The 16,267-nt window shown below is 60.7% G+C and carries 14 protein-coding genes; 12 read left to right on the plus strand and 2 right to left on the minus strand.

Going from position 1 to position 16,267, the window contains the following annotated elements:
- Window positions 1-91 precede the first annotated feature (91 nt).
- Genes HDC32_RS01565 through HDC32_RS01580 form a run of 4 tightly spaced genes read left to right on the plus strand, consistent with a single transcriptional unit; the run spans window position 92 to window position 3,866 of the window.
- Window positions 92-901 carry an AraC family transcriptional regulator gene (locus tag HDC32_RS01565; RefSeq protein ID WP_184742181.1) on the plus strand — a complete coding sequence of 270 codons (810 nt, stop codon included), beginning with the start codon at window positions 92-94 and terminating at the stop codon, window positions 899-901.
- 49 nt (window positions 902-950) lie between these two features.
- Complete coding sequence (locus HDC32_RS01570; RefSeq protein WP_131696386.1) at window positions 951-2,357, plus strand: FAD-binding oxidoreductase; 1,407 nt, start codon at window positions 951-953, stop codon at window positions 2,355-2,357.
- A 27-nt stretch (window positions 2,358-2,384) separates the two neighbouring features.
- Complete coding sequence (locus HDC32_RS01575) at window positions 2,385-2,726, plus strand: cupin domain-containing protein (RefSeq protein WP_184742183.1); 342 nt, start codon at window positions 2,385-2,387, stop codon at window positions 2,724-2,726.
- 60 nt (window positions 2,727-2,786) lie between these two features.
- The gene (locus HDC32_RS01580; protein ID WP_131696384.1) at window positions 2,787-3,866 is read left to right on the plus strand and encodes a polyamine ABC transporter substrate-binding protein; all 1,080 of its coding nucleotides are present in this window, start codon (window positions 2,787-2,789) and stop codon (window positions 3,864-3,866) included.
- Window positions 3,867-4,212: 346 nt separating this feature from the next.
- On the opposite strand, the gene HDC32_RS01585 is transcribed toward HDC32_RS01580, so the two are convergent.
- Complete coding sequence (locus tag HDC32_RS01585; protein ID WP_184742185.1) at window positions 4,213-4,998, minus strand: LuxR C-terminal-related transcriptional regulator; 786 nt, start codon at window positions 4,996-4,998, stop codon at window positions 4,213-4,215.
- 200 nt (window positions 4,999-5,198) lie between these two features.
- On the opposite strand from HDC32_RS01585, the gene HDC32_RS01590 reads away from it, so the two are divergent.
- The 8 genes from HDC32_RS01590 to HDC32_RS01625 all read left to right on the plus strand — a co-directional run bounded on the left by HDC32_RS01590 (window position 5,199) and on the right by HDC32_RS01625 (window position 15,863).
- The gene (locus HDC32_RS01590; protein WP_184742187.1) at window positions 5,199-6,563 is read left to right on the plus strand and encodes an APC family permease; all 1,365 of its coding nucleotides are present in this window, start codon (window positions 5,199-5,201) and stop codon (window positions 6,561-6,563) included.
- A gap of 9 nt (window positions 6,564-6,572) precedes the next feature.
- A complete protein-coding gene (locus tag HDC32_RS01595) occupies window positions 6,573-7,676 on the plus strand; it encodes a P1 family peptidase (protein WP_184742189.1) in 1,104 nt (367 codons plus the stop codon).
- A 366-nt stretch (window positions 7,677-8,042) separates the two neighbouring features.
- Window positions 8,043-9,476, plus strand: a complete 1,434-nt coding sequence (locus HDC32_RS01600) for a serralysin family metalloprotease (protein ID WP_167655343.1) — start codon at window positions 8,043-8,045, stop codon at window positions 9,474-9,476.
- 49 nt (window positions 9,477-9,525) lie between these two features.
- The gene (locus tag HDC32_RS01605; RefSeq protein ID WP_184742191.1) at window positions 9,526-9,894 is read left to right on the plus strand and encodes an AprI/Inh family metalloprotease inhibitor; all 369 of its coding nucleotides are present in this window, start codon (window positions 9,526-9,528) and stop codon (window positions 9,892-9,894) included.
- A gap of 102 nt (window positions 9,895-9,996) precedes the next feature.
- Window positions 9,997-11,748, plus strand: coding sequence for a type I secretion system permease/ATPase (locus tag HDC32_RS01610; protein ID WP_184742193.1), 1,752 nt, complete (start codon window positions 9,997-9,999; stop codon window positions 11,746-11,748).
- Complete coding sequence (locus tag HDC32_RS01615; protein ID WP_131696377.1) at window positions 11,745-13,058, plus strand: HlyD family type I secretion periplasmic adaptor subunit; 1,314 nt, start codon at window positions 11,745-11,747, stop codon at window positions 13,056-13,058. Before HDC32_RS01610 ends, HDC32_RS01615 begins: the two co-directional genes overlap by 4 nt.
- Before the next feature lie 2 nt (window positions 13,059-13,060).
- Window positions 13,061-14,398 carry a TolC family outer membrane protein gene (locus tag HDC32_RS01620; RefSeq protein ID WP_131696376.1) on the plus strand — a complete coding sequence of 446 codons (1,338 nt, stop codon included), beginning with the start codon at window positions 13,061-13,063 and terminating at the stop codon, window positions 14,396-14,398.
- Between the two features lie 40 nt (window positions 14,399-14,438).
- Window positions 14,439-15,863: a lipase gene (locus HDC32_RS01625; protein ID WP_184742195.1), complete on the plus strand. Its 1,425-nt coding sequence runs from the start codon at window positions 14,439-14,441 to the stop codon at window positions 15,861-15,863.
- Between the two features lie 113 nt (window positions 15,864-15,976).
- Here the strand turns inward: HDC32_RS01625 and HDC32_RS01630 are convergent, their stop codons facing one another.
- A complete protein-coding gene (locus HDC32_RS01630) occupies window positions 15,977-16,201 on the minus strand; it encodes a YgdI/YgdR family lipoprotein (RefSeq protein WP_131696374.1) in 225 nt (74 codons plus the stop codon).
- Window positions 16,202-16,267: the final 66 nt, after the last annotated feature.

The raw sequence follows: 16,267 nt of genomic DNA on the forward strand, positions 1-16,267 counted from the left end.
CAAAACGCCACTAGTAAGAAGTTCCAATTGGCCATTGTCGGCGCGGGCAAAATTCGGCAATCTCCGAGGTTTACCCGTCTCAGAGCCTTCCATGCCCGACATCGCGCCAGACGATGATTGCCATTACACCCACGCCACGCGTGATCTGGTGCTGCGCCACCACCTGTGCTGGCGTCGTCGCGACCTTGAGGGCGTGATGTCCTACTACCACCCGGACATCCAGTACCACGATTTTTTCCAGAACCGTGTGATCGGTTACGCCGAACTGCGCGAGTACCTGCAAGCCAGCATGCCCCGCGAAGCCGACGAGGCCATTGAACATACCGACCGCATCCGCGCCGATGGTGACACTGCGTTCATCCAGTACCGCATCACCTTGCGCGGCGGTCAGGGGCTGGTGTCATTCCGTACCAGCGAAGCCATCACCGTCCGCGATGGGTTGATCTGGCGCGTCAATGAGTACGCGTCATTGGTGCATGAACAGCCCTCCCAGACCCCGCGTCCCAGCGTCAGCCGCCTGGGCCTGTCGCCTCAGCAATTGGGGCATATGGCCAATGACTTGCAGCAGTACTTCGAGCGCAGGCAGCCTTATCTGGATCCCGAGCTGGACCTGCAGCGCGTCGCCAAGGAGTGTGGCTACAGCCGCAATCAGATTTCCTACCTGCTCAACCAGGTCTTGGGGCAAAGTTTCTACCGCTACGTAAACCAGGCGCGGCTCCAGCATCTACTGGCCGCACTGGATAAAGCGCAACCACCGATCAAGGTCGACGACCTGGCCTTCGCCGCCGGTTTCAATTCGTTGTCGGCGTTCTACAGCGCCTTTCGCCAGCACACCGGCCAGTCACCCAAGGCCTACGTCAAACACATTTCCCTGCGTGCACGCGCGCAAGACAGCGAATAACCCCGGGCTCTAGGATTAACCCTATCGAAATGTGGTAGGGGAGCTTGGCATGCCAGCATGGCGCAACATCAGTTTATGGATGGACCAGTTGGACGACCCGCTGATGGCGCGGCCGTCCCTCGAACATGATCTGGACGTCGACGTGGCCATTATCGGTGCCGGCTACACCGGACTGTGGACCGCCTACTACCTGAAACGCCAGGCGCCTGAGCTGAAGATTGCGATTATCGAGGCGCAAACCGCTGGCTTCGGCGCATCGGGCCGCAACGGCGGCTGGCTGATGGGCAATCTGCTGGGCGAAGACCGCTTGTTGGCCGGCCTTGCGCTTGAACAGCGCCGCGCCTCCTTCGATCTGCTGCATGGCATTCCCGACGAAGTGGCCCAGGTTCTGGCCCGTGAAGGCATCGACTGCGACTACCGCAAGGGCGGCGCGCTGTACTGCGCCGCGCGCTACCCCGAGCAGGAAGGCAGCCTGCGCGCTTACCTGGACACGCTCTACGCCCAAGGCCTGACCGAAGCCGATTACCGCTGGCTGAGCCCGCAACAGTTGGCTGGACAGATCCGCATCGCCAAGCCCTATGGCGGTATCCATGCCCCCCATGTCGCCACGATCAACCCGGCCAAGCTGGTGCGCGGCCTTGCGCGGGTGGTGGAGAACATGGGCGTGCCCATTTATGAAAGCAGTCCGGTCACCCATTGGCAGTCCGGCACTGTACGCACCGCTAAAGCCAGTGTGCGCGCTGCCTGGGTGGTGCCGGCTGTCGAGGGTTACGCGAATACCTTGCCGCCCTTGGGCCGATACCAGTTGCCGGTGCAAAGCCTGATCGTTGCCACCGAACCACTGCCCGCCAGTACCTGGGATGAAATCGGCCTGAGCCACGGCCAGGCCTTTGGCGAAAGCAGCCGCCAGGTCACCTATGGCCAACGCTCGGCGGATAACCGCCTGGTGTTCGGAGCCCGAGGCGGTTACCAGTTCGCCGGTAAATTGCGCCACAACTTCGATTTGACTGACAGCGAAGTGGCACTACGTCGCTACCTGTTCGGCGAACTCTTCCCACAGCTGAAAAAGGTGCGGATTACCCATTCCTGGGGCGGCAACCTCGGTATGTCGCGCCGTTTCCGGCCGCACATGCTCTGCGATCACAGGACCGGCATCGCCCTGGCCGGTGGCTACGGCGGGGAGGGCGTCGGCGCCACTAACCTGGGCGGCCGCACCTTGGCCGACCTGATCCTCGGTCGCGACACGCCGCTTATCCACCAACCCTGGGTGCTCCGCGAGCGCGGATTGGACGCGCTCAAGGCCTGGGAGCCGGAGCCGTGCCGCTGGCTTGGCTACAACGCGATCATTCGCAGTTTCGTCCATGAAGACCAAGTGCTCGCCAACCCCAACACCGCCCCTTGGCGCCGCAAGCTCGCGATCGGCATAGCCGGGTTCATGGAAGGTTTCATGCACTAAGTCGTTTCACTTACACGGGAAAACCCCATGAGCATCACTCAATTCAAAGACACGCTGAACGTCCACCTGCCGGACTCATCACCGGTGGCCGTGCCCCTGGGCGAGCCGGTCGCGGTGGCCTCAACCTTGAGCGTTGAACGCAGCGACGGCGTCGAAACCGGTATCTGGGCCTGCACCCCAGGTCGCTGGCGGCGGCAGATCAAAGCCCAGGAGTTTTGCCACTTTATCCAGGGCCGCTGCACGTTCACCCCTGACAACGGCGAAATCGTTCACATACAAGCCGGCGACGCACTGATGTTGCCGGCCAACAGCACCGGTATCTGGGATATCCAGGAAACCGTACGCAAGACCTACGTATTGATTTTGTAACGCTTTGATCCTTGATCGCCTGCCATAAAAACAGCCCTAAAACCGCCAGGAAATCGAACCATGAAAGCCATTGCCCTGTTGCCCGTGATGTTGGTGGCCTCTATCAGCCACGCCGCCGAAACGGTGAAGATCTACAACTGGTCCAGCTACATCGCGCCGGACACCACGAAGAATTTCCAGAAACAAACCGGCATCGGTTTCAGCTACGACGTGTATGACAGCAACGAAACCCTCGACGGCAAGCTGATGACAGGTAACTCCGGCTACGACGTGGTGTTCCCGTCCAACCACTTCATGGCGCGGCAGATCCAGGGCGGCGCCTTGAAGAAACTCGACAAGCGCCAGTTGCCCAACTGGAAAAACCTCAACCCCGTGCTGCTCAAGGCCCTGGAAAACAACGACCCGGGTAATGCCCATGGTTTCCCGTACTTGTGGGGCAGTACCGGCATCGGCTACAACATCGACAAGGTCAAGGCGGTACTGGGTGATAACGCACCGGTGGATTCCTGGGACCTGATCTTCAAGCCCGAGTACATGGAAAAGCTCAGTAAGTGCGGGGTGGCGATCCTCGACAACGGCCCGGAATTGCTGCCTATCGCCCTTAACTACCTGGGGCTGCCACCCCACAGTAAAAAACCCGAGGACTACAAAAAAGCCGAGGCACTGCTGATGAAAGTGCGGCCGTATGTAGCGTACTTCCACTCCTCGAAATACACCGGCGACCTGGCCAATGGCGACATCTGTGTGGCGGTCGGCTTCTCCGGCGACGTACTGCAAGCCGAAAGCCGCGCCAAGGAAGCCAAGAATGGCGTGAAGATCGGCTATCAGATCCCCAAGGAAGGCGCCGCAATCTGGTTCGACATGGTGGCCATGCCCGCCGATGCCCCCGATGAAAAGGCCGGCTACGCGTTCATGAACTACCTGCTGGAGCCGCAGGTGATGGCGGACATCACCAACTCCGTGCACTACGCCAACGGCAACAGTGCAGCGGATAGCCTGGTAGACCCTGAGATCAAGGCGGACACCAAGATCTACCCCAGCGACGAAATGATGGGCAAGTTATTCGCGCTGGAGGCGATGCCGCTGAACATCGACCGGATTCGCACGCGGGTGTGGAACACCATTCGTATGGGCCGTTGAAGAAGTCTGATGTGGGGGGGAGGGCAAGCCCCCCATTTTTAAAATTAAAATAACTTACTGATTTTAAAGGGTTAAAGTTTCACTCTGAAATCTGAGTCTTGCATAAACAATTTCAGGCGTCCGTATTCTTGTGGTGAGCGGGCTTGTCCCGCGTCGGGCTGCGCAGCGGCCCCAAAACCAGACGCAAAGGAGTGCCTGATACACCGCATTCGTCTTCATCAGGGGCGCTTCGCCCCCCAACGCGGGACAAGCCCGCTCGCCACAGAGGTCCCAATTTGCTGCGCGACAGCGCTACGTCGAAGAGGTTGTGGGACCTCCCACATTTGGTTTGAGTACAACCTTGGTTTCACGGGTTTTCCAGGTCATGCCCCAACGACTGGATAAACAACGAAAACAGTTCCGGCTGTGACGAGATGTCCAGCTTCGCGTACAGATGCCGGCGGTGCACCTTCACCGTGTCCGGCGAGATATGCAGGCGTTCGGCCATGGCCTTGGAGGAGAACCCGCGCAGCACCAGGCGGGCGATTTCCAGTTCGCGGTCCGAAAGCACACCGCAGCCGAATTGGCTCAGCGCATCCCTGATCTGGCTGTCCATGGCTGGCGCGCGCCGGGTGCTTTGTTGCCAGTGCTGCTGCATCAAGGGCAGCACCCAGGCCGACAGGGTGGTCATCAGCCCGGTTTCCTCAACGCTGAATCGTCGCTGCATGCCCAGTGACAGCGACAGCGTCCCCGCGCCCGGCAATTGCAGGATCAACTGCACCTCGTCTTCCAGCACATTGTCGTGAAAGTAACTGAGGAAATATTCGCTCTGGCGAAAATGGTCCGGCGCCACTTCCTCAAGGCGATACACACCGCTGGCATAACCCTCGCGACAGGCCTGGAAGAACGGATCGAGCAAATACAGGCCATTGAGGTACACCAGCATCGACGCCGGCTTGCTGCTCGGCTGGGCGTCGTATTCTTCCAGGGCCTGGGGCGGGCCTTCCACGGGGTAGAAGATCGCCAGCGCGTTATCGAAGGGCAAGCATTGGCGCAACAACAGCACCAGCTGTTTCCAGAAACGCTCGGTGCCGATGTGCGCAACGGTGCGGCCCAGGCCAGCGTGCATGCCGACTTCACGAAACAGGCTCATGTAGCAGGCTCCCGCCAACAAAAGATCACCCCAAGGGTTCGGCTTTTGCCGGGTGCCGTCAAGGGGAGTACGCCAATAGGGGAATAGGCTGGCACTAGCCCAACCGTTATCGTCGGCAGCATCCAGCGGGAAACATATCTCGCCACTTTCAGACCTTTCGTTTCTGCCTCACACCAAGAACAACGACAGAGGACAACGATATGAGCACTTCCGCCGCGCCCGATGGCGTGTTGAAACCCACCCTGAGCGTCTTCGATGTGGTGGCCATTACCGTTTCAGCAGTGACCCCCGCCAGTTCCGTCTTCGTGATCGCGCCTTTTGCCATCCAGCAGGCTGGCAGCGGCGTGTTCCTGGCGTTCGTGATGGCAGGGCTGCTGGCGCTGATGTTCGCGTTTTGCTACGCCGAACTGGGCCGCGCCCATAACAGCGCCGGTGGCGAGTATGTGTATGCCAAGCGCGTGTTCGGTGGCATGGCCGGCTACGCGACGTTCCTGACCGTGCTGGTGATGCTGTTGTTTATTCCTCCGGTATTGGCCACTGGTGCCGCAACCTATCTCAACAATGCTCTGGGTACCACATTCGACGCGCAAACCGTGGCCCTGGTGATCGTGGTGTGCAGCTACGCCCTGGGCATCCTCAATATCAAGCTCAACGCGTGGATCACCGGGACCTGCCTGCTGCTGGAAGTCGCGGCGTTGCTGGTGATCGTGTGCATCGGCTTCGGTAACCCGGTGCAGCCCGCCAGCGTGCTGTTTCAACCCCAGATCGTCGAAAACGGTGTATTGCACCTGGCGCCTTGGGCCCTGGTGATTGGCGCGGTGGGCATTGGCCTGTTTTCCTACAACGGTTACGGCCCCGCTGTGTTGCTGGCCGAAGACATGAAATGCGGGGGCAAGGGCGTGCACAAGGCGGTGCTGTGGTCCCTGGGACTGGTGGTGGTGATCGAGCTGGTGCCGATCACGGCGCTGTTGATCGGCGCGCCCTCGCTGAGTGCGATGATCAGCAGCCCGGACCCCATCGGCTACCTGCTCACCAGTCATGGCAATGAAACCCTGTCGCGCCTGGTCAGTGCGGGCATCTTCCTGTCGGTGTTCAATGCCATCGTCGCCATCGTTATCCAGATCGGCCGCGTGGTGTTCAGCAGCGGGCGCGATGCATTGTGGACGCCTACCATCAACAAGCTGTTCACCCGCATTCATCCGCGCTGGGATTCACCCTGGCTGGCCACGCTGTTCCTGGCGATCCCGTCGGCGTTGCTGAGCTTCAGCTCCAACCTGGCTGACCTCACTTCGTTCAGCGTATTGCTGATCATATTGGTTTACCTGGTGGTGGCGTTGAGCGCGTTGATGAGCCGCGTGCTGCTGCGCGACCGCGAGCATCCCTATCGCATGCCGCTGTGGCCGTTGCCGGCGTTACTGGCTGTACTGGGCGCGGGTTACTTGCTGGTGACCTTGATCTACGCGGCGTCAGTACGCGACATCATGATCATCATCGGCTTGCTGGCCCTGTCGGTGATTCTGTATTGCATCAGCGGCCGGTCGAGTCCGGCCTTTCAGAAATTGTAAGGAGTGGTTATGCGTGCACGTCAATTGGGCATCACGTTGGGGCTGGGCACACCCGGTGAGTTGAATGCCATCACCGACGTTGCCGGGGTTCGGGTCGGTCACAGTACGCTCAAGACCCGTGTCGACGGCAAACAGGTGCGTACCGGTGTCAGCGTGGTCCAGCCCCGCGCCGGGGAAGCGCGGTTGCAGCCGTGCTTTGCCGGGTATCACGTGCTTAATGGCAATGGTGACGCCACCGGCCTGGAATGGATCAGCGAGGCGGGCCTGTTGACCACGCCGCTGGCCATCACCAACACCCACAGCATCGGCATCGTGCGCGACACCTTGATTGCCCTGGAGCGCGAGCGCCTGGCGGACCCGGCGGTGTACTGGTGCATGCCGGTGGTGATGGAAACCTACGACGGTCTGCTCAACGATATCTGGGGACAGCACGTCAAGCCCGAGCATGTGCGCCAAGCGCTGGAAAGCGCCGAACGCGGCCCCGTGCAAGAAGGCGCCGTAGGCGGTGGGACGGGGATGATCTGCCATGAATTCAAGGGCGGTATCGGCAGCGCTTCGCGGCGCTTGCCGGCAGAGCAGGGCGGCTGGACCGTCGGCGTGCTGGTGCAGGCCAACCATGGCAAGCGCCAGGAACTGCGGGTCGACGGTTATCCGGTAGGCCGCCGCTTGATGGACATCCCGTCACCCTTCGCCGAACGAGGCACGCCGGGCATGGGCTCGATCGTGGTGATCATCGCCACGGATGCGCCCCTGCTGCCGCACCAATGCCAGCGCCTGGCACAGCGCGCGTCTATTGGCATCGCGCGCACCGGGGGTGGCACCGAGGACTCCAGCGGCGACCTGTTCCTGGCCTTCGCCACCGGTAACCAGGATCTGCCGCCAGCAGACTACGCGCGCAGGGGCCTGCCGTTGAGCAGTACCTTACAGATGGTGAATAACGATCATATTTCCCCGCTGTTCAGCGCTGCGGCGGAAGCGGTAGAAGAAGCGATCATCAACGCGATCCTGGCGGGCGAAGACATGGTGACCGACGACGACGTACAGGTGCCGGGGTTGAAAGGCGAAACCTTGTTACAGGCATTGCACGACACGGGTTGGCGCGTGTCCCGGTAATAGGGGACAGCGCCGATATATAAATATAAATAGTGGCTGTTTAATGTTGCCAATGACACCGTGACAATATCGTGGATCCAATTATCAAGTGTGCCGCTCAACTTGAGCGGCTTTAGCGCTATTTAATATTTAAATAAGTGCCTGATGTCTTTTGTCGGACAAAAGCAACGCTACCCAATAGATACGGAGCTGAACTTGTTGACGCTGTTTATAGGTCAGCTTTCATGCAGGAAAAGATGTAGACGAAAGATTTCAAGTTGTGTCAGTTTCGTGACGCCTTCAAAAGAGGCGAGTGATAGGACGATCTCGCCCGCGGGATTCCTATCGACCCAAGACTGATGCATGTGCAAACAAGGAAGTACGTTTATGTCAAAAGCAAAAGACAAGGCTATCGTGTCGGCGGCGCAAGCCAGCACCGCTTACTCGCAGATCGATAGCTTCAGCCATCTGTATGACCGTGGCGGCAATCTCACGATCAATGGCAAACCCTCCTACACCGTTGACCAGGCGGCCACCCAGTTGCTGCGCGACGGCGCCGCGTACCGGGACTTTGACGGCAACGGCAAGATCGACCTGACCTACACCTTCCTGACCTCGGCGTCCTCGAGCACCATGAACAAACATGGCATCTCGGGCTTCAGCCAGTTCAACGCCCAGCAGAAAGCACAGGCCGCGCTGGCCATGCAATCCTGGTCGGACGTGGCCAACGTCACCTTCACCGAGAAAGCCACCGGCGGTGACGGCCACATGACATTCGGCAACTACAGCAGCGGCCAGGACGGCGCAGCAGCCTTCGCCTACCTGCCCGGCACCGGTGCAGGCTACGATGGCACCTCGTGGTACCTGACCAACAACAGCTACACGCCGAACAAGACCCCGGACCTGAACAACTACGGCCGGCAGACCCTGACCCACGAAATCGGCCACACCCTTGGCCTGGCTCACCCTGGCGACTACAACGCCGGCGAAGGCGCCCCAACCTACAACGACGCGACCTATGGACAGGACACGCGCGGCTACAGCCTCATGAGTTACTGGAGCGAGAGCAACACCCACCAGAACTTCAGTAAAGGCGGGGTCGAAGCCTACGCCTCCGGCCCGCTGATCGACGACATCGCCGCGATCCAGAAGCTCTACGGTGCCAACTACAACACCCGTGCCGGCGATACCACCTACGGGTTCAACTCCAACACTGGGCGCGATTTCCTCAGCGCCACTTCCAACGCCGACAAGCTGGTGTTCTCGGTCTGGGACGGTGGCGGCAATGACACCCTGGACTTCTCCGGCTTCACCCAGAACCAGAAGATCAACCTCAATGAGGCCTCGTTTTCCGACGTTGGCGGCCTGGTGGGCAACGTCTCCATCGCCAAGGGCGTGACCGTCGAGAACGCCTTCGGCGGTGCGGGCAACGACCTGATCATCGGCAACAACGCGGCCAACGTAATCAAGGGCGGGGCCGGCAACGACCTCATCTACGGTGGCGGCGGTGCGGACCAATTGTGGGGCGGCGCGGGCAACGACACATTTGTGTTCGGTGCCAGTTCCGACTCCAAGCCAGGGGCGGCGGACAAGATCTTTGACTTCACCTCGGGCTCCGACAAGATCGACCTCAGCGGCATCACCAAAGGGGCCGGCCTGACCTTCGTCAATGCCTTCACCGGGCATGCCGGCGATGCGGTGTTGAGCTACGCCGCAGGCACCAACCTGGGCACCCTGGCCGTCGACTTCTCCGGGCACGGCGTGGCGGATTTCCTCGTCACCACCGTAGGCCAGGCGGCGGCCAGCGACATCGTGGCATGATGCACCGGCGCGGCGCTCAAGCGCCGCGCCTCCAGGATGGAGCGTACAGATGCAGCGTTTTTACAATGTGATCGCCTGCGTGTTGCAGGTGATGTTCGTGTCGGCAGGAGCCCACGCAATGGCGAGCAGTATTGTTTTACCCTCCAGCGCCCAACTGGCCGGGCATTGGCAGTTGCACCAGCAGGACCAGGTGTGTGCACTGGACCTGCTCGAGCAGGCCAATGCCCTGAGCGGCGATGTGGCCTGTGTGGCGCAATGGCTGGGGGACAAGCCCCTGACGTGGTCGCCGACCCCGGACGGTATCTGGCTATTCAATGCCGAAGGCAGCGGGATCACCCATTTGAATCGTCAGAAAGAAGGTGAGTACCAGGCATGGACAAAGTCCGGCACCTTGGTGGAGTTAAAACGAGTGCCTTAGTTATTGTTATAAGTCTATAACTCGATTTTATTAGTTGACGGCCTCTATAAGAGAGGGTGGGCAACTTATGCGCGTAATTTGGTTCAAGGAAGATCAGAACATATGGCCAAGCCCCATGCGGTTGCGCCCTTATTCAAGGCGCTGGGTGAATACAAGAGCATCTTGATCAGCATTGGCTGTTTCACGGCATTGATTAACCTGTTGATGCTGGTGCCGTCGATTTACATGCTGCAAGTGTACGACCGTGTGCTGTCCTCCCAGAATGAAACCACCCTGGTGATGTTGACACTGATGGTCGTCGGCTTCTTTGCCTTTATTGGCCTGCTCGAGGTCATCCGCAGTTTTATCGTGATCCGCATCGGCAGCCAGTTGGAGCGGCGTTTCAACTTGCGCGTGTACAAGGCCGCTTTCGAACGCAACCTGCAACGCGGCCAGGGGCATGCCGGGCAATCCCTGGGGGACTTGACCCATATCCGCCAATTCATCACCGGGCCGGCGCTGTTCGCATTCTTCGATGCACCGTGGTTTCCGATCTATCTTTTTGTGATTTTCCTCTTCAACGTCTGGCTCGGGGTGTTGGCCACCGCCGGCGCACTGCTGTTGATCGGCCTTGCGTGCCTCAACGAATACCTGACGAAGCAGCCATTGGGCGATGCCAGTGGTTTCTCCCAACAGTCGACGCAACTGGCCACCAGCCATTTGCACAACGCCGAAACCATTCAAGCCATGGGCATGCTTGGCGCGTTGCGCAAACGCTGGTTCGCCGTGCATTCGCAGTTCCTGGGTTTGCAGAACAAAGCCAGTGATACCGGCTCGGTGATCACCTCTCTGAGCAAGTCCTTGCGGCTGTGTCTGCAATCCCTGGTGCTGGGCTTGGGCGCACTGCTGGTGATCAAGGGCGATATGACGGCGGGGATGATGATCGCCGGCTCGATCCTGATGGGCCGCGTACTCAGCCCCATCGACCAGTTGATTGCGGTCTGGAAGCAATGGAGTTCGGCCAAGCTGGCCTATCAGCGGCTGGACGAATTGCTGCGTGAGTTCCCGCCGGAAGTGGAGCAGATGAAATTGCCCGCACCCAAGGGCCAGGTCAGCTTCGAACAGGTCAGCGCTGGCCCGCCCGGACGGCGCATGCCCACCCTGCATCAGGTCAGCTTCAACCTCGGCGCCGGCGAAGTGCTGGGCGTGCTCGGCGCCTCGGGCTCCGGCAAATCCACCCTGGCCCGCGTACTGGTGGGCGTGTGGCCGACCTTGGCCGGCACCGTGCGCCTGGACGGTGCGGACATTCACCGCTGGGATCGCGACGACCTCGGCCCGCACATCGGCTATCTGCCCCAGGACATCGAACTGTTCAGCGGCAGCATCGCCGATAACATCGCGCGCTTTCGCGAGGCCGACCCCGAGCGGGTGGTGCAGGCGGCACAACAAGCCGGCGTGCATGAATTGATCCTGCGTCTGCCCCACGGTTATGACACGGTCCTGGGCGATAACGGTGGTGGCCTGTCCGGCGGCCAGAAACAACGGGTGGCCCTGGCGCGTGCGTTGTACGGCGGGCCGCAGTTGATCGTACTGGACGAGCCCAACTCCAACCTCGACACCGTCGGCGAGGCCGCGCTGGCCAGCGCCATTGTGCAGATGAAGGCCCAGGGCAGCAGTGTGGTGCTGGTGACCCATCGCTCTTCGGCCTTGGCCCAGGCCGACAAATTGCTGGAGCTCAACGAAGGGCGTTTGCAGGCATTCGGGCCGAGCCAGGACGTGCTGCGAGCGTTATCGGGCCAGCAGGAAGCACCGAAGGAAAAACCCGGTGTGAGTTTCAGCCGTCAGTATCAAGCCGGAAGGAATCCAGGCGCATGAGCAGTATCACTGTTGAACCACGTTTCAAAGAGCGCGACGCCCGGTTCTTTGCGCGCCTGGGCTGGCTGCTGACCGTGGTCGGTGCCGGTGGCTTTTTCCTCTGGGCCAGCCTGGCGCCCCTGGACCAGGGCATCCCGGTGCAGGGCACGGTGGTGGTGTCGGGCAAACGCAAGGCGGTGCAAACCTTCAGCCCCGGCGTGGTCAGTCGGATTCTGGTGAAGGAGGGGCAGTTGGTGAAGCAAGGCCAGCCGCTGTTCCGTCTCGACCAGACCCAGAATCAGGCCGACGTGCAGTCCCTGCAAGCCCAGTACCGCATGGCCTGGGCCAGCGTCGCGCGTTGGCAGAGCGAGCGCGACAATCAATCCGCCATCACCTTTCCCGCCGAGCTGAGCAGCAACCCCGATCCGGCATTGGCGTTGGTGCTCGAAGGCCAGCGCCAATTGTTCAGCAGCCGTCGCGAAGCGTTTGCCCGTGAACAGGCAGGCATCCGCGCGAATATCGAGGGCGCGACGGCGCAGCTCAACGGCATGCGCCGCGCCCGCAGCGACCTGACCGCCCAGGCCCAGTCCCTGCGTGACCAACTGAGCAACCTGCAACCCCTGGCCGACAACGGCTATATCCCGCGCAACCGGCTGATGGAGTACCAACGCCAGCTGTCCCAGGTGCAACAGGACCTGGCGCAGAACACCGGTGAGAGCGGTCGGGTGGAGCAGGGCATCCTTGAATCGCGCCTGAAACTGCAGCAGCACAGCGAGGAATATCAGAAGGACGTGCGCAGTCAGTTGGCCGACGCGCAATTGCGCAGCCTGACCCTGGAGCAGCAACTCACCTCGGCCGGCTTCGACTTGCAACACAGCGAGATCAACGCACCGGCCGACGGTATTGCGGTCAATCTCAGCGTGCACACCGAGGGCGCCGTGGTGCGTACCGGTGAAACCCTGCTGGAAATCGTGCCCCAGGGCACGCGCCTGGAAGTCGAAGGGCACTTGCCGGTGCACTTGGTGGACAAGGTCGGCACGCACCTGCCGGTCGATATTCTGTTCACCGCCTTCAACCAGAGCCGCACCCCGCGCGTGCCGGGGGAGGTCAGCCTGATTTCCGCCGACCAGATGCTCGATGAAAAAACCGGCGCGCCGTATTACGTGCTGCGCACCACCGTCAGCGAGGCGGCGCTGGAGAAACTCCACGGCCTGGTGATCAAGCCGGGCATGCCCGCCGAGATGTTCGTGCGCACCGGCGAGCGTTCGTTGCTCAATTACCTGTTCAAGCCGCTGCTCGACCGCGCCGGCTCCGCGTTGACCGAGGAATGAGCATGAAAGCTGTGTTCATCGCCTTGCTGTTCACCTGCGTCAACGCCCAGGCCGCCATGGGCCCGTTCGATGTGTACGAGCAGGCCCTGCGCAACGATCCGGTGTTTCTCGGTGCGATCAAGGAGCGCGACGCCGGCCTGGAAAACCGCACCATCGGCCGCGCGGGCCTGCTGCCCAAGCTGTCGTACAACTACAACAAGGGCCGCAACAACTCCCAGGCCACCTTACCCGACGGGCGCGGCGGCAATTATCACGACGACCGCAACTACAACAGCTACGGCTCGACCTTCAGCCTGCAACAGCCGCTGTTCGACTATGAGGCGTACGCCAACTACCGCAAAGGCGTGGCCCAGGCGCTGTTTGCCGATGAAAGCTTTCGCGACAAGAGCCAGGCCCTGCTGGTGCGGGTGCTGAGCTACTACACCCAGGCGCTGTTTGCCCAGGACCAGATCGACATCGCCCGCGCCAAGAAGAAGGCCTTCGAGCAGCAATTCCAGCAAAACCGGCACTTGTTCCAGCAAGGCGAGGGCACCCGTACCGATATTCTCGAAGCCGAGTCGCGCTATGAGCTGGCCACCGCCGAAGAAATCGAGGCGCAGGACGAACAGGACGCCTCGTTAAGAGAACTGGGCGCGTTGATCGGTGTACAGAGCGTCAACATCCACGACCTGGCGCCGCTCAACCAGGATTTTGCCGCGTTCACCTTGACCCCGGCCAACTACGACACCTGGCATGAACTGGCGATCAGCAACAACCCCACGCTGGCGTCCCAGCGCCAGGCCCTGGAAGTGGCGCGTTATGAAGTGGAACGCAACCGCGCCGGGCATCTGCCCAAGGTCACTGCGTATGCCAGTTCGCGCCAGCAGGAGTCCGACAGCGGCAATACCTACAACCAACGCTACGACACCAACACCATCGGCGTGGAAGTGAGCGTGCCGCTGTATGCCGGTGGCGGTATCTCCGCGTCCACCCGCCAGGCCAGCCGTGCCATGGAGCAGGCCGAGTACGAACTGGAAGGCAAGACCCGCGAGACCCTGATCGAACTGCGTCGGCAGTTCAGTGCCTGCCTGTCCGGCGTGAGCAAACTGCGCGCGTATCAAAAGGCCCTGAGCTCGGCAGAAGCGCTGGTGGTGTCGACCCAGCAAAGCATCCTCGGTGGCGAGCGGGTCAACCTCGATGCGCTGAACGCCGAGCAACAGCTCTACAGCACGCGGCGCGACCTGGCCCAGGCGCGTTACGACTACCTGATGGCCTGGACCAAATTGCATTACTACGCCGGCAACCTGCGCGACACCGACCTGGCCAAGGTGGATGAGGCGTTCGGGCCAGCACCGCATTAATCGGCTTTCTCGACAATTCCAACAACAGAGAGGCAAGACCATGGGTGTGTTTGACTATAAAAACCTCGGGGCCGAGGGCTCCAAAGCGTTGTTCGTCGATGCCATGGCGATCACGCTGTACTCCTATCACAACCTGGATAACGGCTTTGCCGTGGGCTACCAGCACAACGGCCTGGGGCTCGGTTTACCGGCCACACTGGTCGGTGCTCTTTTGGGCAGCACGGATTCCCAGGGCGTGATTCCCGGCATTCCCTGGAACCCGGACTCGGAAAAAGCCGCCCTGGAAGCCGTGCAACAAGCCGGTTGGACGCCCATCAGCGCCAGCACCCTGGGCTATACCGGCAAGGTCGACGCCCGAGGCACCTTCTTTGGCGAAAAGGCCGGCTACACCACGGCCCAGGTCGAGGTGCTGGGCAAGTACGATGACGCCGGCAAGTTGCTGGAAGTCGGCATCGGTTTTCGCGGTACGTCGGGTCCTCGGGAAACGCTGGTCAGCGACTCCATTGGTGATCTGGTCAGCGATCTGCTCGCGGCCTTGGGCCCCAAGGATTACGCGAAGAACTATGCCGGCGAAGCCTTTGGCGGCCTGCTCAAGAACGTCGCCGACTACGCCAGCGCCCACGGCCTCAGCGGCCACGACGTAGTGGTCAGCGGCCACAGCCTGGGCGGCCTGGCGGTGAACAGCATGGCCGACCTGAGCAGCAATAAATGGGCAGGTTTCTACAAGGACGCCAACTACGTGGCCTACGCCTCGCCGACCCAGAGCGCCGGCGACAAGGTGCTCAATATCGGCTATGAAAACGACCCGGTATTCCGTGCGCTGGACGGCTCATCCTTCAATTGGTCGTCGTTGGGCGTGCATGACACCCCCCATGAATCGACCACCGACAATATCGTCAGCTTCAACGACCATTACGCTTCGACGCTATGGAATGTGCTGCCATTTTCCATCACTAACCTGCCGACCTGGATCTCGCATTTGCCCACGGGATATGGCGACGGGATGACGCGCATCCTCGAGTCCGGGTTCTATGAGCAGATGAGCCGCGACTCGACAATTATCGTCGCCAACCTGTCCGACCCGGCCCGGGCTACTACCTGGGTACAAGACCTCAACCGCAATGCCGAGCCGCACAAGGGCGATACCTTCATCATTGGCAGCGACGGCAATGACCTGATCCAGGGCGGCAAGGGCGCGGACTTTATCGAGGGGGGCAAGGGCAATGACACGATCCGCGACAGCAGCGGGCATAACACCTTTTTGTTCAGCGGGCAGTTTGGCCAGGACCGGATTATCGGTTATCAAGCGACGGACAAGCTGGTGTTCACGGATGTGCAGGGCAGTACGGATTATCGCGATCACGCCAAAGTGGTAGGCGCGGATACGGTGATCAGTTTTGGCGGCGATTCGGTGACGTTGGTGGGGGTGGCTGGCTTGTCGGGGGAGGGGATTGTTATCGGTTAAAACGGTGGGAGGGGGCTTGCCCCCGATAGCGGTGGCTCAGTCAATAGATATGTCGACTGGAATACAGCCATCGGGGGCAACCTCCACATTTGATCAGTGTTGGCCGCTGGAAATCAGTTTTCCTTGCGCACCGTCGCCACGTCGTCGGCTTTGACACGGATACGCTTGCCGGCGATATCGGTGAACTCATAGAACCCGTCGGCAGTCTTGGTTTTTGGAGAGTCCTTGGTCAAATACTGCGTGCCATTTTGCAGCGTCACTACGGTTTGCGTCGCGCAACCGGCCAATACCAGAAAAGTGAGTGCAACCAGTGGCAGCCCCAAATTCTTCATGTTCATAACCCTTACCGTTAACCCTGAAAGTCCCGCGCCAAGGCTGCGGGCCATAAATTTTACGCCATTGAC

It is taken from the genome of Pseudomonas sp. JAI120, assembly GCF_014207255.1.
In the GTDB taxonomy this organism is placed as follows: Bacteria; Pseudomonadota; Gammaproteobacteria; order Pseudomonadales; family Pseudomonadaceae; genus Aquipseudomonas.